This window comes from Thermoactinomyces sp. CICC 10521, from assembly GCF_016055135.1.
Classification (GTDB): Bacteria; Bacillota; Bacilli; order Thermoactinomycetales; family Thermoactinomycetaceae; genus Thermoactinomyces_A; species Thermoactinomyces_A daqus.
This window is the reverse complement of sequence record NZ_JAECVZ010000005.1, coordinates 108,030-130,911: the sequence shown is the minus strand read 5'-3', so window position 1 is coordinate 130,911 and position 22,882 is coordinate 108,030. Positions and strand designations below refer to the sequence as shown.

Sequence of the window (22,882 nt, the reverse complement as noted above, 5' to 3'; positions counted from 1 at the left end):
TTCAGTTTTGTTATCTCATACATAAGGGGGATTATGATGAATCCTGTGGAAAAAAGCATAGTTCGCGATCTCAATCTGGCTCCGAATGGCCGCCTGAAAATGGACTGGGCCCGTGAGCACATGCCGGTCTTGAATCGGCTGCGTGAACGGTTGTCGGCAGAAAGACCGCTCGCCGGGCAAAAAGTGGCGATCTCGCTTCATCTGGAAGCAAAAACAGCTTGCCTGGCGGAACTGATTCGCGATGCAGGCGCCGATGTTGCTATTACGGGGAGCAATCCGCTGTCCACACAGGATGACATCGCTGCTGCTCTCGCTGTATCGGGGATTACCGTCTTTGCCAAATATAATCCGAGCCCGGAAGAATACAAAGATCACCTGATCAAAACATTGGAAACGAAACCGGATCTGATTATTGACGATGGCGGGGATCTAGTCAGCATTCTGCACTCGGAACGTCCCGATCTCCTGGAAAACGTCAAAGGAGGATGTGAAGAGACGACCACCGGAATCCTGCGCCTCCGTTCGCTGGAAAAAACGGATGAGCTGCGATTCCCGATGGTGGCCGTGAACGACGCATACTCCAAATTTTTGTTTGATAACCGTTACGGTACCGGGCAGTCTGTCTGGGATGGGATCAATCGCACCACCAACCTGGTCGTTGCCGGCAAAACAGTGGTTGTCGTCGGCTATGGCTGGTGCGGACGCGGTGTGGCAATGCGTGCGAAGGGGCTTGGCGCGCAGGTGATCGTCACTGAAGTGGATGCGATTAAGGCGACGGAAGCCCATATGGACGGCTTTATTGTGATGCCGATGGCAGAAGCGGCGAAGTTCGGGGATTATTTCGTCACCACCACCGGGAACAAAGGAGTGATCAGCGCTGATCATTTCCACGTGATGAAGCCAGGTGCGATTTTGGCCAATGCCGGTCATTTCAATGTGGAAATCGATGTGGCGGCATTGGAACAAATGGCGGTCAGCAAACGGGTGGTGCGGAAAGATATCGAGGAGTTTTTGCTGCCTGACGGGCGCAAGTTGTATCTCCTGGCCGAAGGGCGTCTTGTCAACCTGGCGGCGGGCGACGGTCATCCGGCGGAAATCATGGATATGACTTTTGCCCTGCAAGCCCTTTGCCTGTTGTATGTGCATGAAAACCATGACAAAATCGGGCGCAAAGTGATTGATGTTCCTTACCAGATTGATGAACAGGTGGCCCGGTATTTCCTGGAGGCCAATGGAATCCGAATCGACCGTCTCACCGAAGAGCAAGAGAAATATTTGGCCAGCTGGCAGTTATAATTTATCCAAAAAATGGAAATAAACTTCTGGAATCCTGCACGCGGGTGCAGGATTTTTTAATGGGCGTGTGGTATAATTAGCAATGTGGTGGGAAGTGGAGGGAAGTGGTGAAAAGGGGGAGCGAGGGGAGGCAAACTGGCATGTTCATGGGTGAATATCGACACAACATCGACGATAAAGGCCGATTGATCGTGCCTGCCAAATTTCGCGATGGATTGGGCGAAACCTTTGTGATCACCCGTGGACTGGATCAGTGCCTATTTGCATACCCCGGCTCAGAGTGGACACAATTAGAGCAGAAACTTAAATCACTTCCATTCACGAAAGCTGACGCACGCAAGTTTACCCGTTTCTTTTTCTCTGGAGCATGCGAAGTCGAGCAGGATAAGCAGGGAAGGATCAATATTCCCGGACATCTGCGAGACTACGCCAAGCTTAAAAAGGAATGCGTGATTATCGGGGTTTCCACCCGTGTGGAAATCTGGTGCAAAGAGCTGTGGGAGGACTATTACAGCAGCTCGGAAGAGTCTTTTAATGAAATTGCGGAAAGCATCGTGGATTTGGATTTGTAAATGAAGGATGTATGAATGTGTTTTTGCATGAAACGGTACTTAAAGAAGAAGCAGTAAATGGACTTCGCGTTAAACCGGATGGCATCTATGTGGATTGTACCCTGGGCGGTGCCGGGCACAGCAGGATGATCGCCGAGCGGCTTCAACCGAATGGGGTTCTGATCGGCCTTGATCAAGACCAGATGGCACTGGATCACGCCCGGAAGCGGCTTCAGGATGCGCAATGCCGCCTTCATTTGGTGAAAAGCAATTTCCGCTTCCTGGATCAAGTGATAAAAGAGCTGGGATACGACCATGTGGATGGATGTTTGTTTGATTTGGGCGTTTCTTCGCCCCAATTGGACATTGGCGAGCGCGGATTCAGTTACCAGCACGACGCACCGCTCGATATGCGAATGGATGAAACAAGTGAGCTCACCGCCTACACCATCGTCAATGAATGGTCCCAGGAAGAGCTGACACGGATTTTGTTCGAATATGGAGAAGAAAAATTTTCTCGGCGAATTGCCAAAGAGATCGTAAACACAAGAGAAAAAATGCCGATCTCAACCACTCATCAACTGGTAGAAGTGATCAAACAAGCGATTCCTGCACCTGCAAGGAGAACAGGTCCCCATCCAGCCCGCCGTACTTTCCAAGCGATTCGCATAGCCGTAAACGATGAACTCAACGCCTTTGGAGATGCGCTGGCAGCTGCACTCCGAGTGCTCGGCCCGAACGGGCGAATTGCCGTGATCACCTTTCACTCATTGGAAGATCGGATTTGCAAGAAGTTTTTCCAAAAACATGCACAAGGATGTATATGCCCGCCTGATTTTCCGGTTTGCACATGCAATCAAAAAGCGGATTTGCGCATTATTACAAAGAAGCCGATTTTGCCGTCCGCCGAAGAAATAGAGAGAAATGCGAGAGCGCGATCGGCCAAATTGCGCATAGCAGAGAGAATAAAAGAGGGTTAAAGGAAGCTGGCAGTGTAAGGAGGATTTATATAATGAGAGAGGATCGTTTTCAAGCTGCAACGGCCCGTCCGCTCGAGAAGCCTTACACAGAAACAAAAAAGAAACGGGCAACATCTCCGAGCAAAGCACTCCCGGTCGGGGAGAAAATGCTCTATTTGTTCAGCGTGATCATATGCGTCGCTTTGGCGGTCTCCGTTCTGTCGAGATATGCCAAGGCGACAGAGCTAAATGTGGCCATCCGCAATACGGAACTCGAGATTTCCCAGACACAGAAGGAAAACCTTCAGTTAGAGTCAGAGATTCTGAAGTTGAAAAGTGTGGAGCGCATTCAGCAGTTTGCCGAAAGCAAAGGGCTCCAGTTGACCGCTCCAAAATATTTGCCTTCGATTCGGCCGTAGCCGGATAACGGCAGCGAACAAACCAAACTGACGCTAGTCGAAGATGGGAGAGGCTGAATCATGGGTTCGATGTTCAAGGAGAGCAAAAAGCGTTCTCTTCTCATCGGGCTCGTTTGGATCCTTTGTTTGAGCGTGATCATCGGGAGATTGTTTTGGTTGCAGACCTTCGATCATAATGAACTGTTGGCAGACGCCGAAAAAAAATGGATTTATGACGATAAGCTTAGACCCAAACGAGGCACCATATACGACCGAACGAGAGAGCAACCATTGGCTTGGGAAGTGGACGCTTATATCTTTCTGGCAGATCCGAAACAAGTGAAAAATCCGCACAAGACAGCATTGGTTTTGGCTCCGATTCTGAAGATCAGCGAAAGTTCCCTGTATAAACTGTTGACTTCATCCAAAAAATCCGTCGAGTTGAAAGCGGACGGTCATTATAAATACCCGGAGCCGGTTTACGACAAGGTCATGGCGTTGCGCAAGCAAGGGCAGCTTGAGGGCATTTATGCTTTCCCGACAACGATGCGCCAATATAACGGGAACGAAGCGGCGCACGTATTGGGGTATGTAAACTATGATGATGTTGCGGTGGGCGGGGTGGAGCAATATTATGATCGCTTGCTCAGGGGCAAAGAGGGCTATATTAAGTATTTAAAAGCCCGTAACGGAATGATGATCACCGATAAGCCGTCAAAAGATACTCCGCCGGAACCGGGAAAAGATCTGGTGTTGACGATTGATTCCCGCATTCAGCAGCAGGTTGAACTGGAACTGGATGAAGCAGTTCGGAATTATCAGGCAAAAGGCGGAACGGCGATTGTGGCCGACCCCAAAACGGGTGAAATTTTGGCGATGGCCAGCCGACCGACGTTTGATCCTAACCGGTATGCGGAAACGATCAACGATGATAACCGGAGGAACCGGGCGATTGAAAGCCAATTTGAACCGGGTTCCACGTTTAAAATTGTCACATTGGCTGCAGCGATCGAAGAGGGTGTGTTTCATCCGGATGCCTTGTACCAGTCCGGATCAATCCGCGTTGGGGATCAGGTGATCCGGGATTGGAACGAAACCGGCTGGGGGAGAATCACGTACCGTCAGGGAATCGAAGAATCAAGCAATGTAGCTTTTGTGCGTCTCGGTCAGATGCTGGGCAACAAGCTGGTCGATTATATTGCGCGCTTTGGTTTCGGCAATATTACCGATTCTTTTGGAAAACGCACCGGCATTGATTTGCCGGCAGAAGCCCGCGGCGTTTATTACGGCCGAAACTTGTATCCGGCCGAGTTGGCAACAACCGCTTTTGGACAAGGGATTTCGGTTACGCCGATTCAACAAGTGGCAGCAGTCAGTGCGATCGCAAACGGCGGGATCCTGATGAAACCGCATGTGCTTAAGGAAGAGTGGGACAGCGGATTGTCGAAAAAAGTGAAGGAGTACAAACCTGAGGGACACCGCATTATCAAGCCGGAAACGGCAAAACAGGTGAGAGATCTTTTGCGTGATGTTGTGGCACATGGAACGGGGGTTGAAGCTGAAATTCCCGGCTATCAGGTAGCGGGGAAAACGGGAACGGCACAGATTCCCGATCCTGAGGGAAAAGGTTATCTCAAAGGGAAATACATGGTCTCATTCATCGGTTTTGCTCCTTATGATCATCCAAATCTGGTCGTCTATGTCGCGATTGACCAACCGACAACCCCGACCGGTTCCGGTTCGGGAGGAACCGTGGCCGCACCGGTTGCGCGGAACATTATGAAAGCGGCATTGCAAATCAGGCATGTTCAGCCAGATCAGAGCTTCGCCGAGTCAATCAAATAGAGGTTTCCAGCCTGGCCCATAGGGGGTCGGGCTTTTTTTGTCGGGAATGCACCTGCGTCAGCTTTGCAGCCGGTGCGTGGTGCCCCCTTGATGCTGATGGCCTCTTTGCAGTGCATCCCTACTGCGGTTGCGTTGAAAGAACATATGTGTTTATGGGCCGGCGTCATTTTTTCTATTCTAGCTTCATAGTTTTTGATAAAGGAGCTTTTGAGAAGGAGAGGGGAAAAATGGCCGGCAGAATGACGTCGAAAAGGCGGCTCTTTTCATTGTTTCTGATCGCTTTGTTCGTGTTTATGGTCCTCCTGGGGCGATTGGCCTATGTTCAATTGTTTGAAGGAGTATGGTTGGCTGAAAAAGCGAAAGACTTGTGGAGCCGTGATATCCCATTTCAGGCAAAACGGGGGGACATTTTGGATCGGCACGGAAAAAAGCTGGCTTATAATATCAGTTCTCCTTCCGTGATCGCGATACCGGCCCAGATCAAGGACCCGGCAGGAACAGCGCAAAAATTGGCCCGAATCCTGGATGCGCCGGAAGAGAAAATCTACCAGCAGATCACAAAGCGCACGCTGTTTAATTGGATCCGGCCGTGGGGCAGGAAAATATCAGAAGAAAAAGCGCGCGAAATTCAAGGGCTTCGTTTGCCGGGAATCGCGGTGACAGAGGACAGCAAGCGATACTATCCCTACGGAAGCCTGGCGGCCCACGTTCTGGGATTTACAGGCGGTGACAATCAGGGATTGGCAGGGTTGGAACTGGTTTATGATGATAAATTGAAAGGAACCCCCGGGTATGTTTCATTTAGCGCGACAGCGAGCGGAGATAAGCTGCCGGGCGGGCATGACCGGTATACACCGCCGAAAGATGGACTGAATCTGGAACTGACGCTCGATTATCATATCCAAACCTTTATCGAGAGGGAACTGGATCAAGCGATGGCCAAGTATCAGCCGGAAAGTGTCCTGGCGATCGCGATGGATCCCAATACGGGAGAAATTTTGGGGATGAGCAGCCGCCCCACCTACCGGCCCGATCAATATCAGTTAACCGATCCGCTGGTATACAACCGCAATCTGCCAATTTGGAAAACGTATGAACCCGGTTCCACTTTTAAAATCATTACCCTGGCTGCCGCTGTTCAGGAGCATAAGGTCAACTTGAATGAAGGGTTTAATGATCCGGGTTATATCATGGTCGGCGGAGCGCGCCTGAGATGTTGGAAGGCGGGCGGACACGGGCACGAAACGTTTTTGCAGGTGGTGGAGAACTCCTGTAACCCCGGCTTTGTGACGCTTGGGCAGCGCGTAGGCAAGAAGGATTTATTCGCTTATATCCGCAAATTCGGTTTTGGACAGAAAACGGGGATTGATTTAAACGGAGAAGCGAAGGGGATTTTATTTAAGGAATCCAGGGTCGGCCCGGTTGAGCTGGCCACGACCTCCTTTGGGCAAGGGGTTTCGGTGACGCCGATTCAACAGGTGGCGGCCGTATCCGCTGCGGTCAACGGAGGGAAATTGATGGTTCCCCACTTGGCGAAGGCTTGGATCGATCCTGAAACCGGCAAAATAATTGAAAAGGTTCAGCCGAAGATGAGGCGCAGGGTGATTTCGGAAGAGACTTCCCGGATTGTCCGGAGTGCCCTGGAAAGCGTTGTTGCGCGCGGGACGGGGAACAAAGCGTATATCGATGGCTACCGTGTCGGCGGGAAAACCGGTACGGCACAGAAAGTGGGGCCTGACGGACATTATCTGCAAAACAATCACATCGTCTCCTTCATCGGTTTTGCCCCGGCGGACGATCCCAAACTCGTCGTCTATGTTGCTGTCGACAATCCAAAGGGGATCCAGTTCGGCGGTGTTGTTGCAGCCCCGATCGTGGGAAATATTTTGGAAGATTCGCTTCGTTATTTGAAAATCCCGAAGCGGACAAAGCAAATCCCGCTGGAACAGACTCCGCTCACGACCCCGATCGTATCCGTTCCAAATCTGATCGGACAAGATATCGACCGGATTCGCAACAGTTTATTTTCATTTCCGCTCCAGGTAGTGGGAACGGGAGAAAAAGTGATCAATCAGATGCCCAAGCCCGGCGTTCGTGTAAAGAAAGGATCAACCATCAAGATTTATTTAGGGAATTAGACAAATACAGGATGGAATCTTTGTGATCTCTTTGCAAACAATTTGCAAACAAAATGCAAACGCCAGAATTTGCATAGGGCATGGCCCTTTTGTTTATTGGCGCAGATCCGGTTTTTGGCTGTTCACCGCAGTAGTAGTCATTGGAAGTGACAAAACCAGCAAAGGGGATTAAAATAGGGTATGTGTTATAAACATATGCCAGGTTTAAACCCTGGCATTTTGTCTTGTCTTTTGTATTTCTCAAAGGAGGAACAACATGCTGCTTAAAGAGTTGATCCGACCGCTAATATTACATACGGTGGCGGGTGGAGACCCGGATACCGAGATCACCGGCATCCAGATCGATTCGCGCCAGGTCAAACCGGGAGATCTCTTTATTGCCCTGCAAGGGTTTAACGTTGATGGACACCGGTTTGTCGAGCAGGCGGTGGCCAATGGAGCTGCTGCGCTCATGGTGGAAAAACCGGTCACTGCGCCGGTGCCGGTCATCATGGTTCCGGATTCGAGGCGCGCCATGGCGATCGTGGCAGCAGAATTTTACCGGTATCCGACCGAGGAATTGAAATTGATCGGCATTACCGGGACGAACGGGAAAACGACTACCACCTATTTAATCGAGCAATTGCTGGCCGGCGCCGGCTATAAGTCCGGGGTGATCGGCACCATTCAGACGAAGATCGGCGAGCGGGTTCTCGCGGCGAAAAATACCACGCCCGAGGTCGTCGATTTGCAGAAAACATTTCGGATGATGCGTGACGAGGGTTGTGAGTATTCAGTCATCGAGGCTTCCTCCCATGCCCTCGATCAGGGGAGGACAAGAGGCTGCCGTTTTCATATCGGCGTTTTTACCAACCTGACCCAGGATCATCTGGATTATCACAAGACGATGGAGGAGTACCGCCAAGCAAAAGGGTTGCTCTTCAGCCAGCTCGGCAATCACTATGCTTCCGAACCCGCAGATCATGCCTGTGCGGTGTTGAATGCGGATGATGAAGCTACACCTTATTTTAAGAAAATCACCCCTGCGCAGGTTGTGACCTACGGCATCGAAAACCCTGCGGATGTGAGGGCGGAAAACATTCGCATTACACAGGACGGCACCACTTTTACCCTGAAATCATTCCGCGGTGAAGCGGAGATCAGCTTGAAACTGATCGGCAAATTCAACGTTTACAATGCGCTGGCGGCGATCAGTGTAGCCCTGATCGAAGGCGTTTCCCTGGAGGTGATTCAATCAAGTCTGACCAATATTCCCGGTGTGAACGGACGCTTTGAACCGGTTTCACTCGGTCAACCGTATACCGTTCTCGTCGATTACGCCCACACGCCGGATAGCCTGGAAAATGCGTTGACCACGATCCGCGAATTTGCCACCGGCAAGGTTTATTGCGTTGTTGGCTGCGGCGGGGACCGGGATCGCGGCAAACGTCCGATCATGGCTGCCATCGCGGCAAAATACAGCGATCTCGCTATTTTTACATCGGATAATCCGCGTTCAGAAGACCCGGATGCGATTTTGTCTGATATGATCAAAGGGGTTCCTGCAGATGCTCAGGATCGTTATGTGAAGATCACCGACCGTCGGCAGGCGATCCGCTTTGCCATTGACCGGGCGGAAGTACGGGATATCGTGCTGATTGCCGGAAAAGGACATGAGACCTATCAGGAGATTAACGGAGTCCGCCACGAGTTTGATGATCGGAAAGTTGCGCGCGAAGCGATTACAGCGCGTGAAAGACAAAGTGGGGGAGAAGCATGATTGAACGTACATGTGACTGGATTATCGAGGTAACCGGTGGAACATGGGCGGGCAATGCAGCCGACCGACATCGGATGATTCGCGGGGTGTCGACAGATACCCGTCAGCTTGAGCCAAATCAGCTTTATGTTCCGCTGTGCGGTGAGCGTTTTGACGGCCACCGGTTTATCGACGACGCGATTGAGCGAGGGGCTGCCGCTGCCCTGTGGAGTCAGGATCGGCCTGTTCCGGAGAACCGGGAAATTCCGTTTATTCTCGTCCCGGAACCGTTGCTGGCCATGCAGCAGCTGGCGGCGAGGTATCGTGAAGAGAGCGGGGTCAAGGTGGTTGCCGTAACCGGGAGCAACGGCAAAACCACGACGAAAGATCTGATTGCAACGGTCTTGTCCGTTAAATATCACGTGCATAAAACCAAAGGAAACTTAAATAATCATATAGGAGTCCCCCTCACACTGCTGTCCATGCCGGAACAAACGGAAACAGCGGTTGTTGAAATGGGGATGAATCACGCCGGAGAAATCGAAGTTCTCTCGCGGATCGCTCGCCCTGATGTGGCGGTGATTACCAATATCGGCGAATCCCATCTGGAGCATCTCGGAAGCCGGGAAGGAATTGCCAAGGCAAAATTGGAAATAAAAGAAGGACTTAAAGAGAATGGCCCCCTGATTTTTGACGGGGATGAGCCTTTGCTGCGGCAGTTCTTGAAAGAGGATCACCACCCGCAGATTCGCGTCGGCTGGGGGGAAGAGTCGGACGAATCCCCGGTGGACGTTCAAATCGAAGGCGTACGGGGAATGAGATTCCGCTCCAGGAAATATCAAACCGAATATTACCTGCCTCTGATGGGCCGGCATAACGTGAAAAACTCCCTGCTGGCGGTTGAGGTGGGCCGTTATCTCGGAATGGCCGAATCAGAGATCCAAGAGGGCCTCGCCGCTGTGAAGCTGACCGGGATGCGGCTGGAACTGAAGCAGGCTGCCAACGGTATGAAAATCATCGATGATTCGTACAATGCCAGCCCGACATCGATGCGAGCGGCGCTGGATCTCCTCAGCGAATTGGAGCCGGGGCTGAAGAAATGGGCTCTGTTGGGGGATATGCGCGAAATCGGGCCGGAAGAGAAAATGTACCATACCGACCTCGGCGTCTATGCGGTGAAAAAAGGAATCGACCGGCTGTACACGCTTGGGGAGCGGGGGAAATGGATCGGGGAAGGAGCCAAATCCGCCGTGCCGGTCCGCCCGATAGTGATAGATCATTTCGATACGATTGAAGAAGCGTCTGATCGTTTAAATAGAGAAGGAAACGGCGATATTCTGCTCTTGGTCAAAGCGTCGAGAGCGGTAGAATTGGACCGTGTCATAAAAAAATTAACAGAAGGAGAGTAGGGGAAGGAATATGGGGGATATCAATATTCGCATCATTTTGGTCCCGCTCGCGGTAGCGTTTGGGGTAGCAGTTATACTGGGGCCGATGATTATTCCGATTTTAAGACGGTTGAAGTTTGGACAAAGCATTCGACAGGAAGGTCCGCAAGCGCATTTGAAAAAAGCGGGAACCCCGACGATGGGCGGTGTTTTGATTCTTACCTCCATTGTTCTGACGGCAATTCCGCTAAGCAGTATTACCCTTTTAAACAGTGATAAGCCTGTTGTGAACGCTGACTTATTTTTTCTGTTATTCGCCACCATGGGATATGGAGTGCTTGGCTTTTTGGATGACTATATTAAAGTGGTAATGAAAAGAAGCCTTGGTTTGACGGCCAACCAGAAACTTCTGGGCCAATTGTTCATCGGTTTGGTGCTGTTCTGGGTTTTGTTGCAGGTACGGACCAACCATGCGCATATCTATATTTTCGATGTGACCATTCCGGGAACGGATTATACGATTCAGCTCAACTGGCTCTATTTGCCGCTTCTGCTTTTGATGATGATCGGCGCTTCCAACGCCGTAAACCTAACGGACGGGCTGGATGGATTGCTCGCCGGTTCAGCGGCTTGTTCCTACGGAGCCTATGCGATTATCGGAATGTTGCAGAGCAACCAGACCGTGGCTATTTTCTCCATTGCCGTTGTCGGCGCCTTGCTCGGATTTCTGGTATTTAACGCGCATCCGGCCAAAGTATTTATGGGGGATACCGGATCGCTTGCCTTGGGAGGAGGAATTGCCGCACTGGCCGTCATTACCAAGACGGAGCTGCTCCTGCCAATTATCGGCGGTGTGTTTGTGGTTGAAGCCCTGTCGGTGATGATTCAGGTCACTTCCTTCAAATTGCGGGGAAAACGCGTTTTCCGCATGAGTCCGCTCCATCACCATTTTGAATTGTGCGGCTGGTCGGAGTGGCGCGTGGTCACCACCTTTTGGTTTATCAGCTTCATTCTCGCTGCAATCGGCGTGGTACTCGAGGTGTTAATGAGATCATGAATGATGTGCAAAACTGGGCAGGCCGTTTTGTCATTGTGCTCGGCCTTGCCAGAAGCGGCGCTGCGGTCGCCAAGCTGCTTCACCGCCTTGGTGCAAAGGTGTTGGTGAATGAGTTGAAACCGCGTTCGGAATGCGAATCCGCAAACGAGTTGGAATCGCTCGGAATCCAAGTGATTTGCGGCGGGCATCCCGATGACCTGATTTCGGATGAAGTCGATCTGGTGGTCAAAAATCCGGGTATTCCCTATCGGGCCAAACCGGTGCAACAGGCGCTCGGCAAAGGAATTCCCGTCATTACCGAAGTAGAGATCGCCGGGTTGCTCTCAAAAGGGCCGATCATCGGCATCACCGGATCCAACGGAAAAACGACGACCACCACCCTGGTCGGCCAAATGCTGACGAAGGGCCGGGTGAAAAATACCGTGGCCGGCAATATTGGACAAGCGTTGTCGGATGTGGTGCAAACCATTGAACCGGATGAGTGGCTCGTCGCGGAACTGAGCAGTTTCCAGCTGAAAGGAACCGAACGTTTCGCTCCGAAAATAGCAGCCCTTTTGAATGTGTTTCCGGCCCATCTGGATTATCATCAAACGCTGGAGGATTATATTTCATCCAAACAAAAATTGTTCTTGAACCAGACGAAAGAGGATGTGGCCATTTTTAATCTGGAGAACGAAATCTGCCGTCAGGTTGCAGCCGATTGTCCCGGCCGTGTTTATTGGTTCAGCCGGTCCCGGGAGGTGGAGCGGGGCGTATTTGTATCGTCCGGCATGATCACGGCCAGAATGGATGAACGGGAATTTCCCGTATTGCCGGTCAGCGAAGTGGCTCTGAAAGGGACGTTTAATCTGGAAAATGCGCTGGCGGCAACCGCGATCAGCCTGGCGGCCGGTTGCCCGGTTTCGGCAATTGCCGATGTGCTCCGCACTTTTCGGGGAGTAGAGCACCGTCTGGAATATGTCGCGACGGTAAATGGTGTCAGCTTTTACAATGATTCAAAAGCGACCAATGCACAGGCGGCAGCGAAAGCGTTGGAATCCTTTGCCGAACCGGTCGTCTGGATCGGGGGCGGTCTGGACCGCGGCGTCGATTTTAAAGAGTTGGTTCCTGTGTTGAAAGAAAAAGTGAAAGCAATGGTCGCTTACGGGCAGACCAAAGATATTTTATTAGAACGAGGGAAAGAAGCAGATATTAAAGAAGTTTATACTGTGAGCACACTGGATGAAGCAGTTGTCCTGGCAAACCGTCTGGCATCGGCAGGGGACGTCGTTCTCCTCTCACCGGCGTGTGCCAGCTGGGATCAATACACCTCTTTTGAAGAACGGGGAAGCATATTTAAACAAGCTGTGCATAGTCTTCAAATATAAATCGCTTTTCCCAAATCGGTAAGAGGTGAAAACGCCCATGAACAAAAGGAACCTGACTCCTGACTTTGTGATTGTTGCTGCGATCTTGCTGCTTTTGTCAATCGGAGTGCTGATGGTATACAGCGCAAGTGCCGCTTTTGCCTATCACAAATACGGAGATGCGTTTTACTTTGCCAAACGGCAGTTCTTATTTGCGGCTTTGGGCGTTTTCCTGATGTTTTGGATTTCACAAATCGATCCCAGACGGTTTAAAGAGTGGGCTAAACCGGGCCTTATCCTCTGTGTTATTCTGCTGATCATCGTCTTGATCCCCGGCGTGGGGATTTTGCGTAACGGAGCGAGGAGCTGGCTGGGCATTGGAGCTTTCAGCATTCAGCCGTCCGAGTTTATGAAGCTGGCGATGATCATCTTTCTCGCAAAGATGTTTGCCGATCCCGGCTATAAAATCTCCGATTTCTGGAAGGGTTTTTTGCCGGGATTGTTATTGCTGGGGGGAGCCTTTGGCTTAATCATGATGCAGCCGGATCTCGGTACCGGCACGGTTCTGATGGGAACGGGGCTGACGATGATTTTCGCAGCCGGGGCACGAATGAAACACATCTTCGCTTTCATCATGCTCGGCGTTGCCGGATTTGCCGGACTGATTCTGGCTGCCCCCTATCGAATTCAGCGGATTGTCGCCTTTCTCAATCCCTGGCAGGATCCTTTGGGAGCGGGATATCACCTGATTCAGTCCCTTTACGCGATCGGCCCGGGTGGCTTGATGGGGCTCGGCCTCGGGATGAGCAAACAAAAACACTTATATCTTCCTGAACCGCATACAGACTTCATCTTCTCCATTTTGGCGGAAGAGCTTGGTTTTTTGGGTGCCGCAACCGTTGTGATCTTGTTTGCGGTGATCGTTTGGCGTGGAATCCGCGTGGCCATCAGCTCGCCGGATCTGTTCTCCAGTCTGGTGGCTGCCGGCATAACGGCGATGGTCATGATTCAGGCGGTGATCAATATCGGTGTGGTCTCCGGGGCGTTCCCGGTGACAGGGATTACTCTGCCGTTCTTGAGTTACGGAGGATCATCTTTAACACTAACGCTGGCGGCAGTGGGGGTCTTGCTCAATTTTTCCCGGTTTACTGAACGATAAAATCAACTTGAAGGGGGAAAAGTGATGAAACGCATTTTGTTATCCGGCGGTGGTACGGGAGGTCATATTTATCCGGCACTGGCCATTGCCAGAGCGGTAAAAAAACGCTATCCCGAGGTGGAAATCGCCTATATCGGTACGGAAAAAGGATTAGAGTCGCGCATTGTTCCCAAAGAAGGGAACATTCGTTTTTATACTGTGGAAATCCAGGGGTTTAAACGGAGCATCTCTTGGGAAAACGTCAATACGATTCGCAAATTCTTGCGGGCCGTACGGAATTCAAAACAATACATAGAAGAATTTAAACCGGATGTGGTGGTGGGAACAGGCGGTTATGTGAGCGGACCGGCAGTTTACGCGGCTCATCAGCTGGGAATTCCCACCTTGATTCATGAACAAAACGTGGTGCTCGGGCTGACGACCAAATTTTTGTCCCGTTTTGTCGATGTCGTGGCGATCAGCTTGGAAGAATCGCAAAAATATCTGGGACGGGCTCACAGGATTGTGTTTACGGGCAATCCTCGTGCGACGGAAGTGGTGCAGGCCAATGCCGCTGCCGGCCGCAAATCGCTGGGAATCACCGACCCGCATCGTCCGATTATCCTTATTTTCGGCGGGAGCCGGGGCGCCAAAGCGATCAACGAGGCCGTCCTGCAAATGGTTCCGCATGTGCAGGAGATGCCGCAAGCCCATTTTGTATATGTGACCGGTGAAGTTCATTACGAGCAGATCCGGGCGCAAATTCCCGAGATGGAAAATCTGGATGTGAAGCCTTTTATTTATAACATGCCCGATGTGCTGGCTTCGACCTATTTGGTGGTTGGACGGGCCGGGGCGTCGACGATTGCCGAGTTGACAGCGCTCGGATTACCTTCTATTCTGATTCCGTCCCCTTATGTAACCAATAACCATCAGGAAGCCAACGCCCGCTGGCTGGAAGAGCAAGGGGCTTCCAAGATGTTGCTCGAGAGCGAATGCACGGGGGAAAATTTGTGGACCGAAATCAAGCGGTTGGTTGAAAATACGGATGAGCATCATGAGATGAGTGAAGCGGCTCGCCGTCTGGGGCGTCCGCAGGCAGCCGAGGTGTTGGTGGATGAATTGGAAAAAATTGCATTTGCCGGCATTAACCGATAAGGACGGGGGCTGCATTGGGCTCCCGTCACACAAAAAACACGGCGGCATAAACTATGTTAAACCAGTTTCGGGTGGATTGTATGATTCAGCTAGGATAGGAGGGACAGACTGATGAAACAAATTGTCGAGGAGCTGAAAAACAGCGGAGTAAAAGATGTGCGAGTCAATGAGCCATTGTCCCGCCATACCACCTGGAAAGTTGGTGGTCCAGCCGATCTTTTGATTTATCCGCGGAGCAAAGAAGAGCTGGAACTGGCGATGAAAATTGTATATGAGCATCAGATCCCCTGGCGCGCGATCGGACGCGGTTCCAACCTGCTGGTGCGTGACGGCGGGATTCGCGGCGCCGTTTTCAAGCTCGATGAAGGATTTAACTACCTGCAGATCGAGGGAACAAAAGTGACGGCCGGGGGTGGCTATTCCACCATCTTGCTGGCCTCCATGACCGCCAAGCAGGGACTGGAAGGGTTGGAATTTGCCGGAGGGATCCCGGGGAACGTTGGCGGCGCCGTCTATATGAACGCGGGAGCGCACGGGTCCGAAATTTCCCGTGTTCTTCAGTCGGCCACAGTGTTAAAAGAAGATGGAGAATGGTTGACTCTGACCAATGAGCAAATGGCGTTCAGTTACCGCACGTCCATTTTGCAGACCGGGATCAAGGGTGTTGTGACAGAAGCCACTTTCGAGCTGGCATATGGTGACAAGGAAGAAATTGCTTCGCGACTGGCTCAATATAAGGATCGTCGAAGACAAACTCAACCACTGCAATTTCCATGTGCCGGAAGTGTATTCCGCAATCCGCCGGGGGATTATGCCGGCAGGCTCATTCAGGAATCGGGCCTGAAAGGTTACAGGATCGGCGGAGCGGAAGTTTCCACACAGCATGCAAATTTCATCATCAATCGCGGCAATGCGACGGCCCAGGATGTTTTAAATTTGATCAACTATATCATGGATACAGTGCAGGAAAAATTTAACGTTCGTTTGGAACCGGAAGTGCAGGTGGTGGGTGAAGGGTAACGGAGGTGACACTTTGGAAGGGTTTGTGATCGAAGGTGGTAAACCTCTGTCTGGATCGATCCGCGTTCAGGGCGCCAAAAACGCGGCATTGCCGATTTTGGCCGCGTGCGTGCTGGCGGAAGGCATATTTGAGATCCACGATGTACCACGCCTTTCGGATATTGAGGCGATGTGCCAAATTCTCGAGGCGTTGGGAGCGCAAGTAATACGCCACCAAACGAGCATCCGTGTAAATACCCGCCTGATCAATAACTATGTGATTCCAGATCATTTGATGAGCAAAATTCGTTCTTCGATTTTTCTAATGGGGCCTCTTTTGGCGAGATTGAAGCAAGTCTGCATATCCCATCCCGGCGGTTGCGCGATTGGCAAACGGCCGATTGATATCCACTTGAACGGTTTGAAGCGTTTAGGTGTGCAAATGACCGAAAAAGAGGGCGTGATCCACTGTTATGCCTCGAAATTGATCGGCGATGAGATCGTGTTGGATTTTCCAAGCGTCGGGGCAACGGAAAACATCATGATGGCCGCCGTTTTGGGAGAGGGAACCACTGTGCTGAAAAATGCTGCCCGTGAACCGGAAATCAGCGATTTGCAGGATTTCTTAAATAAGATGGGGGCGCAGATAACGGGAGCGGGCAGCCCGGAAATACGCATTCGCGGAGTGCGTTCTTTGAGGCCGGTCAGCCACACGATCATCCCCGACCGGATCGTGGCTGGCACTCTAGCCGCGGCCGCCGGTGCAACGGGTGGGGAAGTTCTCCTGGAAAATGTCATTCCTTCCCACTTGACCAGCATCATTTTGCATTTGCAACGCCTCGGGATCGAAATCGAACAGGGGGAAAACTCCCTTCGCGTCAGAGGGCTGAAAAGGCTAAGACCGATTCCTGCCATCGCAACCGCACCTTATCCCGGTTTTCCCACGGATATGCAGCCGCAAATGCTTGTTCTGCTGACCCAGGCGGAAGGGATCAGCATGCTGACCGAAACGATTTTTGAATCACGGCTCAAACATGTGGATGAATTAAGAAAAATGGGAGCGGATGTCACGCTGGACAACAACACGGTTTGGGTTCGCGGCGGGAAAAGTCTCAACGGAACCTCTGTCAGCGCAACCGACCTGAGAGCCGGAGCGGCGCTGGTCATTGCCGGACTGGTCGCGCAAGGGACCACGCATATCACCGGAGCGGAACATATTGACAGGGGCTATGAACGCTTCGAAACCGTCATCAACAAACTGGGCGGGATCATGGAAAGAAAAACTGGCTTTTCATCATGCAGTAGCACATGATTTGTGCCGCTGTTTTTTGTGTAAAAAATCTTTTAACGCACTTTTTTTGTGGTAATATATAGGGAAGATTAATTTTTTTTACTACTTAGGGCTTACTTAAGAGTGTGAAGGTGAAGTACGGGAAAGGAGATCTCTACCATGGTTGAGCGTGTGCCCCCTTTTCGCTCACGGGTAGGAAAGAAACGTTCCCCTGCTCCTTGGATGTTCGCTTTCATTTTTCTCTTTTTTACGGGAATGTTCATTGTCCTATTCTTGCGGTCACCGCTGAGTAAAATTGAGCGAATTGACATTGTTGGGAATCATCTGGTTTCTTCAGGGGAAATTCTTCATAAGGCAAAGATTTTCAAAGGAATTTCCTATTTTGGAGTAAACAGAGAACACATAGAGAAAAGTTTGGAAACCATGCCGGAGATTAAAAACGCCACGGTGACCACCACATTTCCCAATCAGATCTACATACAGGTTCAGGAAAAAACGCCCGTAGCCATGTTCCGGTCAAGCGATCAGGAACTTTTTCCCATCCTTTCCGACGGAACGATTCTCCTGAACCGCACGGCTTCGGTGGAAGCGTCTGTACCTGTCTTTGAGGGATGGAAGCCTTCAAATTCGACGTTGAGACAAGCTGTTCTCCAACTGGCCAAACTGCCGGGTAGCATTCGCAGAGAATGTGAGACGGTTCGTCCTGTCTCCGGGCAGGCAGACCAGGTTGAGATTGACAGCAAACGGAAGCATCGGATTTTTGTCAGGGTCCGCAATCTTTCCGAAATGATGCTCTATTACCCTTCCTTTTACAAGCACCCCAGTGGAACGCTTTTTTTATTGGAAAGCGTCTGGTTCATACCGGATCATAAGGCTAAGGAAGGAGCTTAGCGGTGTCATTCTTTTTCTTTAATTGGAAAAATATGCAAGTATAACAAGAAGAAAAATTAGCGGCTTAAAAGGTAAATCTTCCTTGGCTGTTGAATATGGTTTGTAAGTGATTCCTCCCTTTCCCTTAGCATTGCGCATATTGGACTTTAGCACAGTTTGATTCTCGGGCAAGGAGGTGCCCAAGATTGAGCAATGAAGAATTCGTTATTACATTGGATATTGGATCTTTCCAAGTTCGCGTGATCGTGGCCGAAGTTAACCAGGATGGTACCACGCAAATCGTCGGCGTCGGAACTGCCGAATCCAAAGGGATGAAAAAGGGAGCCATCATCAATATCGATCAAGCGGTACAATCCATTCGCGAAGCGGTTGACCATGCAGAGCGCATGGTTGGAATAGAGATCTCAGAGGTATTTGTCGGTGTGTCTGGACATCATGTTTCTTTGCAACCGAGCCATGGGGTTGTCGCCGTCTCAAGCGAAGACAGGGAAATCAGCTTTCACGATATCGATCGCGTCCTGCAGGCGGCACGGGTCATCGCCCTTCCGCCGGAACGCGCCATCATCGAAGTGGTACCAAAACAGTTCATTGTCGACGGTTTGGATGACATTCATGACCCCAACGGGATGATCGGAGTCCGGTTGGAGGTGGATGCCATTATCGTCACGGGAGCGAAAACGATCATTCATAACTTGCTCCGGTGCGTGGAAAAAGCGAATCTAAATATCGCCGGCATGGTGTTTTTGCCGCTTGCCGTCAGCGAGTTGTGTTTGTCCGCCGATGAGAAAAACCTGGGCGTGGTTGTGGCTGATATCGGTGGGGGAACGACGACGATCACCGTCTTCCGGCAAGGGCATCTGGCCGGCACGTCTGTGATCCCCATCGGCGGCGAGTATATTACCAATGATATCGCCATCGGTTTGCGCACCCAGACGACAACTGCGGAAGAAGTGAAGTGCAAATACGGGGTTGCCAGCAAGGATTTTGCTGAGATAAAGGAAACATTCCAGGTACAAACCATTGGCACGACCCGGGAGAGGATTGTAACCCAGATCGAACTGGCTCAAATTATCGAACCGCGTTTGGAAGAGATGTTTCAACTCATCCGCCAGCAAGTGAAAGCGATGGGGTATTCCGATGAACCGGCAGGAGGATACGTTTTGACCGGAGGCGTAATGGCAACCGAGCATATTCTGCATGTGGCACAGAAACAGCTGGGTTCCGCCGTGCGAATTGCCGTTCCGGGAAATATCGGTGTGAAGGACCCGGCCTATACCGGAGGCGTTGGCATGGTTCATTATTTGCAAAAACGCGGGATTTTGCAGCTGAACAAACCCCGATCGGCTCACCACCCTCCCCGGCAGAAAAAACAGCGCGGACCTTCCGCATTCGAAAAAATGAAAAGCTGGTTAAGTGAATTTATCTAGTTCCGATCTATCGGATACAACAGAAGTTTGATTATTGGAGGGACAAGAATATGTTGGATTTTGATCTGGAAATGGAACAGATTGCCCAGATAAAGGTCATTGGTGTCGGTGGTGGCGGTAGCAATGCGGTTAACCGTATGATTGAAGCCGGAGTGCAAGGAGTGGAATTTATCGCGGTCAATACCGATGCTCAGGCGCTCAATCGTTCAAAAGCACCGATTCGTTTGCAAATCGGGGAAAAACTGACGCGGGGACTGGGAGCGGGAGCCAAACCGGAGATCGGCAAAAAAGCGGCTGAGGAGAGCCGGGAACAAATTGAAAGTGTTTTGAAGGGAGCCGATATGGTTTTCGTCACCGCAGGGATGGGTGGCGGAACCGGTACAGGGGCGGCTCCGGAAATCGCTTTGATCGCCCGGGAATTGGGAGCGCTGACGGTGGGCGTGGTAACCCGGCCGTTCACTTTTGAAGGAAAGCGCCGGGCGAGCCAGGCGGAACAAGGTGTGGCCGCTCTCAAGGAAAATGTCGATACCCTGATCGTCATTCCCAATGACCGTTTGCTGGAAATCGTCGATAAAAACACACCGATGCTCGAAGCTTTCCGCGAAGCGGACAATGTTCTGCGCCAGGGTGTGCAGGGGATTTCTGATTTAATTGCCGTACCCGGACTGATCAACCTCGATTTTGCGGATGTGCGGACGATTATGACAGAACGGGGATCTGCGCTGATGGGCATCGGGACGGCGACCGGGGAGAACCGCGCCGCCGAAGCGGCCAAAAAGGCGATCTGCAGCCCTCTTCTGGAAACTTCGATCGATGGTGCCCGCGGGGTGCTGATGAATATTACGGGCGGAACCAATCTCAGTCTGTACGAAGTTTATGAAGCAGCCGATATTGTAACCCAGGCTTCCCATGCAGAGGTGAACATGATCTTCGGTGCGGTGATCAATGAAGATTTGAAAGATGAAATCTTGGTTACCGTGATTGCAACCGGATTTGATGGCGAGCAGCAAACGAAGCAATCATCACAGCCGCAAGAACGGGGCAAAACGCATGGGAAACCGTACTTTGGGCATAAAGAGGAACCCGTTTTTCCGCCGTTCAGCCGCGTGGAAAAAGAATCCAAACCGACGGACGGAAACTTTATCGATCCATACGGGCATTTGGAGGTACCCACCTTCTTGCGCAACCGGACTAAAAATAATAAATAAACCCAAGCGAACAAAAACTGATGTTTCCGCAACAGACATCTAAAGCTGTTGAGAAGCTTCGACAGGAGGAGAGGGTTGTTTTTCTGCAAAGAAAAGCACCCGGACCCGACAGGCTTTTGGTTTGAGACTTTGTCAACAAACTGCTCTCTCTGTGCACCGCAGTTTTAGGAGCGGGGCACCCCTGACTGACTCGGCCATCTGAATGGCGGGGAGGGAAGGGGGCCACCGCTCCCTTTTTTTGTTTGTTCGACGAAAAAAGCCAATTCTTCCTGGCAAGTTTAGACAGACTTTGAAATATAGATTGAGATATACTAGTTTCACTCAAACTTGGGGAGGAGGGAAACGGATTTGGTGGTTTATGCTGATGTTGTTTTCCTCCTTAACAGCTGTATGGATTTTCTCCTCCTGTGGCTGACGTCGGGAATTCGCAAACAACGTACACCGTACTGGCGGTTGATTGTTGCCGCGCTGCTGGGCGGGCTGTATTCAACCCTTTATTTGTGGTCGGCTTTCTCGCTTGCCTATTTTTTTCCGGTCAAAATCATCGTCTCGTTGCTGATGATTTGGATTGCCTTTGGCTTTCGCCATCCGCTTGCCTATCTGCGTACACTTGGTGTCTTTTATTTGGCCTGTTTTATCGCCGGGGGAGCGCTCATCGCGCTTCACTACATCGTAACAGGGGGCAGCAAAGTGGCTGGTGGCATTTTTTTCACCGAGTCGGAGTACGGTTGGGGTTCCCCGGTTTCGTGGGGGCTGATCCTTTTCGGGTTTCCGCTTGTCTGGATTTACACCAAGGTCTCTCTCGGTTCGCTGGAAGAGAGGCAAGCCTTGCATCGCTATTTGACCGAGGTCAAAATCCGGTTGGGAGAACACGAAATCGCCTGCACGGGACTGATTGATACGGGAAATCAGCTGAGGGACCCGATTACACGCGTGCCTGTCATGTTAATTGAGTTCGCTCAGCTGGAAGAGCGGCTTCCTCCGGAATTCAAGCGGTTGATGAAACAGGACGATTTTGCTTTGGCATGGAGTGAACTCCCTCCGGAGTGGGCGACACGCATCCGGGTAATCCCGTTTCGGGCAGCAGGCAAGGAAAATGGCATGATGGTGGCGATCAAGCCGGATCATGTCCAAGTGCGGCAGGAAAACGGGTGGAATAAAATGGAGAAAATTCTCATAGGTTTAGATGTCGGGCGTCTGTCGTCCGATGGAACATACCAGGCGATTATTCATCCGTCTTGTATTCGGGCTGTTCATTCCTAAATGAATGAGGGGGCAGATACATGCTGGTCAAGTGGAAAATTATTTTACAGCTGCTTTGGTATCGGCTTTTGCTGTATATCGGGGCAAAAGGGGAGGAAATCTATTATATCGGTGGCAGTGAAGCACTTCCGCCACCGCTGACGCGTGAAGAAGAAGAACATCTGCTGGCAAAACTGCCCGGAGGCGATGCAGCCGTACGTGCCATCCTGATCGAGCGAAACTTGCGGCTGGTCGTTTATATTGCCAGAAAGTTTGAAAATACGGGGATTCATATTGAGGATCTCGTTTCCATTGGAACGATCGGCTTGATCAAAGCGGTAAACACATTTGACCCGACGAAAAAAATCAAACTGGCGACCTACGCCTCCAGATGCATCGAAAATGAAATCCTCATGTTTTTGCGCCGCAACAACAAAGTGCGGTCGGAGGTTTCTTTTGACGAGCCGCTCAATATGGATTGGGATGGCAATGAACTGCTGTTGTCCGATGTTTTGGGGACGGACGATGACACCATCTACCGGGACATTGAAGACGAAGTGGACCGGAAAATTTTGCGAACGGCCCTTTCCAATCTATCAGACAGGGAACGCAAAATTATGGTGCTGCGGTTTGGTTTGGATGGGGGCGAAGAGAAAACGCAAAAGGATGTGGCAGACCTTTTGGGAATTTCTCAATCCTATATTTCCCGCCTTGAGAAAAGAATTATTAAGAGATTGCGTAAAGAATTCAATAAAATGGTTTAATTTCCATGTCATTATAAATTTCCCTCCTCAGGACATACTGTCTTTTAG

19 protein-coding genes are annotated in these 22,882 nt (G+C 51.0%); all 19 read left to right on the top strand.

Annotated elements, in window-relative coordinates:
* The first annotated feature begins 36 nt into the window (after window positions 1-36).
* The 19 genes from I8U17_RS05770 (at window position 37) to sigE (ending at window position 22,834) form a co-directional block, all read left to right on the top strand.
* Entirely contained in the window at window positions 37-1,296 is a 1,260-nt protein-coding gene (locus I8U17_RS05770; protein WP_033100234.1) for an adenosylhomocysteinase, read from the top strand.
* Window positions 1,297-1,436: 140 nt separating this feature from the next.
* Window positions 1,437-1,868 (top strand): division/cell wall cluster transcriptional repressor MraZ, encoded by a 432-nt coding sequence (gene mraZ, locus I8U17_RS05765; RefSeq protein WP_033100235.1) that lies wholly within the window; start codon window positions 1,437-1,439, stop codon window positions 1,866-1,868.
* 11 nt (window positions 1,869-1,879) lie between these two features.
* The gene (gene rsmH, locus I8U17_RS05760) at window positions 1,880-2,827 is read left to right on the top strand and encodes a 16S rRNA (cytosine(1402)-N(4))-methyltransferase RsmH (protein WP_181735410.1); all 948 of its coding nucleotides are present in this window, start codon (window positions 1,880-1,882) and stop codon (window positions 2,825-2,827) included.
* A gap of 32 nt (window positions 2,828-2,859) precedes the next feature.
* Window positions 2,860-3,225, top strand: a complete 366-nt coding sequence (gene ftsL / locus I8U17_RS05755) for a cell division protein FtsL (protein WP_052154060.1) — start codon at window positions 2,860-2,862, stop codon at window positions 3,223-3,225.
* A gap of 60 nt (window positions 3,226-3,285) precedes the next feature.
* On the top strand, window positions 3,286-5,049 hold the full coding sequence (locus I8U17_RS05750) for a peptidoglycan D,D-transpeptidase FtsI family protein (protein ID WP_198059151.1): 1,764 nt from the start codon (window positions 3,286-3,288) through the stop codon (window positions 5,047-5,049).
* Between the two features lie 227 nt (window positions 5,050-5,276).
* On the top strand, window positions 5,277-7,187 hold the full coding sequence (locus tag I8U17_RS05745) for a stage V sporulation protein D (protein ID WP_033100237.1): 1,911 nt from the start codon (window positions 5,277-5,279) through the stop codon (window positions 7,185-7,187).
* A 256-nt stretch (window positions 7,188-7,443) separates the two neighbouring features.
* Entirely contained in the window at window positions 7,444-8,946 is a 1,503-nt protein-coding gene (locus tag I8U17_RS05740; protein ID WP_198059150.1) for a UDP-N-acetylmuramoyl-L-alanyl-D-glutamate--2,6-diaminopimelate ligase, read from the top strand.
* The gene (locus I8U17_RS05735; protein ID WP_033100239.1) at window positions 8,943-10,334 is read left to right on the top strand and encodes a UDP-N-acetylmuramoyl-tripeptide--D-alanyl-D-alanine ligase; all 1,392 of its coding nucleotides are present in this window, start codon (window positions 8,943-8,945) and stop codon (window positions 10,332-10,334) included. The genes I8U17_RS05740 and I8U17_RS05735 overlap by 4 nt, the downstream gene beginning before the upstream one ends.
* A gap of 10 nt (window positions 10,335-10,344) precedes the next feature.
* Entirely contained in the window at window positions 10,345-11,370 is a 1,026-nt protein-coding gene (gene mraY / locus I8U17_RS05730) for a phospho-N-acetylmuramoyl-pentapeptide-transferase (RefSeq protein WP_033100240.1), read from the top strand.
* A gap of 5 nt (window positions 11,371-11,375) precedes the next feature.
* Window positions 11,376-12,737: a UDP-N-acetylmuramoyl-L-alanine--D-glutamate ligase gene (gene murD / locus I8U17_RS05725; protein ID WP_370589217.1), complete on the top strand. Its 1,362-nt coding sequence runs from the start codon at window positions 11,376-11,378 to the stop codon at window positions 12,735-12,737.
* A gap of 37 nt (window positions 12,738-12,774) precedes the next feature.
* On the top strand, window positions 12,775-13,875 hold the full coding sequence (gene spoVE / locus I8U17_RS05720; protein WP_198055652.1) for a stage V sporulation protein E: 1,101 nt from the start codon (window positions 12,775-12,777) through the stop codon (window positions 13,873-13,875).
* A 24-nt stretch (window positions 13,876-13,899) separates the two neighbouring features.
* Complete coding sequence (gene murG / locus I8U17_RS05715) at window positions 13,900-15,012, top strand: undecaprenyldiphospho-muramoylpentapeptide beta-N-acetylglucosaminyltransferase (RefSeq protein ID WP_033100243.1); 1,113 nt, start codon at window positions 13,900-13,902, stop codon at window positions 15,010-15,012.
* 111 nt (window positions 15,013-15,123) lie between these two features.
* Window positions 15,124-16,032, top strand: coding sequence for a UDP-N-acetylmuramate dehydrogenase (murB, locus tag I8U17_RS05710; RefSeq protein ID WP_033100244.1), 909 nt, complete (start codon window positions 15,124-15,126; stop codon window positions 16,030-16,032).
* Between the two features lie 13 nt (window positions 16,033-16,045).
* Window positions 16,046-17,323, top strand: coding sequence for a UDP-N-acetylglucosamine 1-carboxyvinyltransferase (gene murA / locus I8U17_RS05705; protein WP_198059148.1), 1,278 nt, complete (start codon window positions 16,046-16,048; stop codon window positions 17,321-17,323).
* A 138-nt stretch (window positions 17,324-17,461) separates the two neighbouring features.
* On the top strand, window positions 17,462-18,193 hold the full coding sequence (locus tag I8U17_RS05700) for a cell division protein FtsQ/DivIB (protein ID WP_198059147.1): 732 nt from the start codon (window positions 17,462-17,464) through the stop codon (window positions 18,191-18,193).
* Window positions 18,194-18,378: 185 nt separating this feature from the next.
* Window positions 18,379-19,620 (top strand): cell division protein FtsA, encoded by a 1,242-nt coding sequence (gene ftsA / locus I8U17_RS05695; protein WP_198055654.1) that lies wholly within the window; start codon window positions 18,379-18,381, stop codon window positions 19,618-19,620.
* 50 nt (window positions 19,621-19,670) lie between these two features.
* Window positions 19,671-20,828: a cell division protein FtsZ gene (ftsZ, locus tag I8U17_RS05690; RefSeq protein ID WP_033100248.1), complete on the top strand. Its 1,158-nt coding sequence runs from the start codon at window positions 19,671-19,673 to the stop codon at window positions 20,826-20,828.
* A gap of 351 nt (window positions 20,829-21,179) precedes the next feature.
* A complete protein-coding gene (gene spoIIGA / locus I8U17_RS05685; protein WP_370589216.1) occupies window positions 21,180-22,091 on the top strand; it encodes a sigma-E processing peptidase SpoIIGA in 912 nt (303 codons plus the stop codon).
* A 20-nt stretch (window positions 22,092-22,111) separates the two neighbouring features.
* Window positions 22,112-22,834, top strand: a complete 723-nt coding sequence (sigE, locus tag I8U17_RS05680; protein WP_198055655.1) for an RNA polymerase sporulation sigma factor SigE — start codon at window positions 22,112-22,114, stop codon at window positions 22,832-22,834.
* Window positions 22,835-22,882 lie beyond the last annotated feature (48 nt).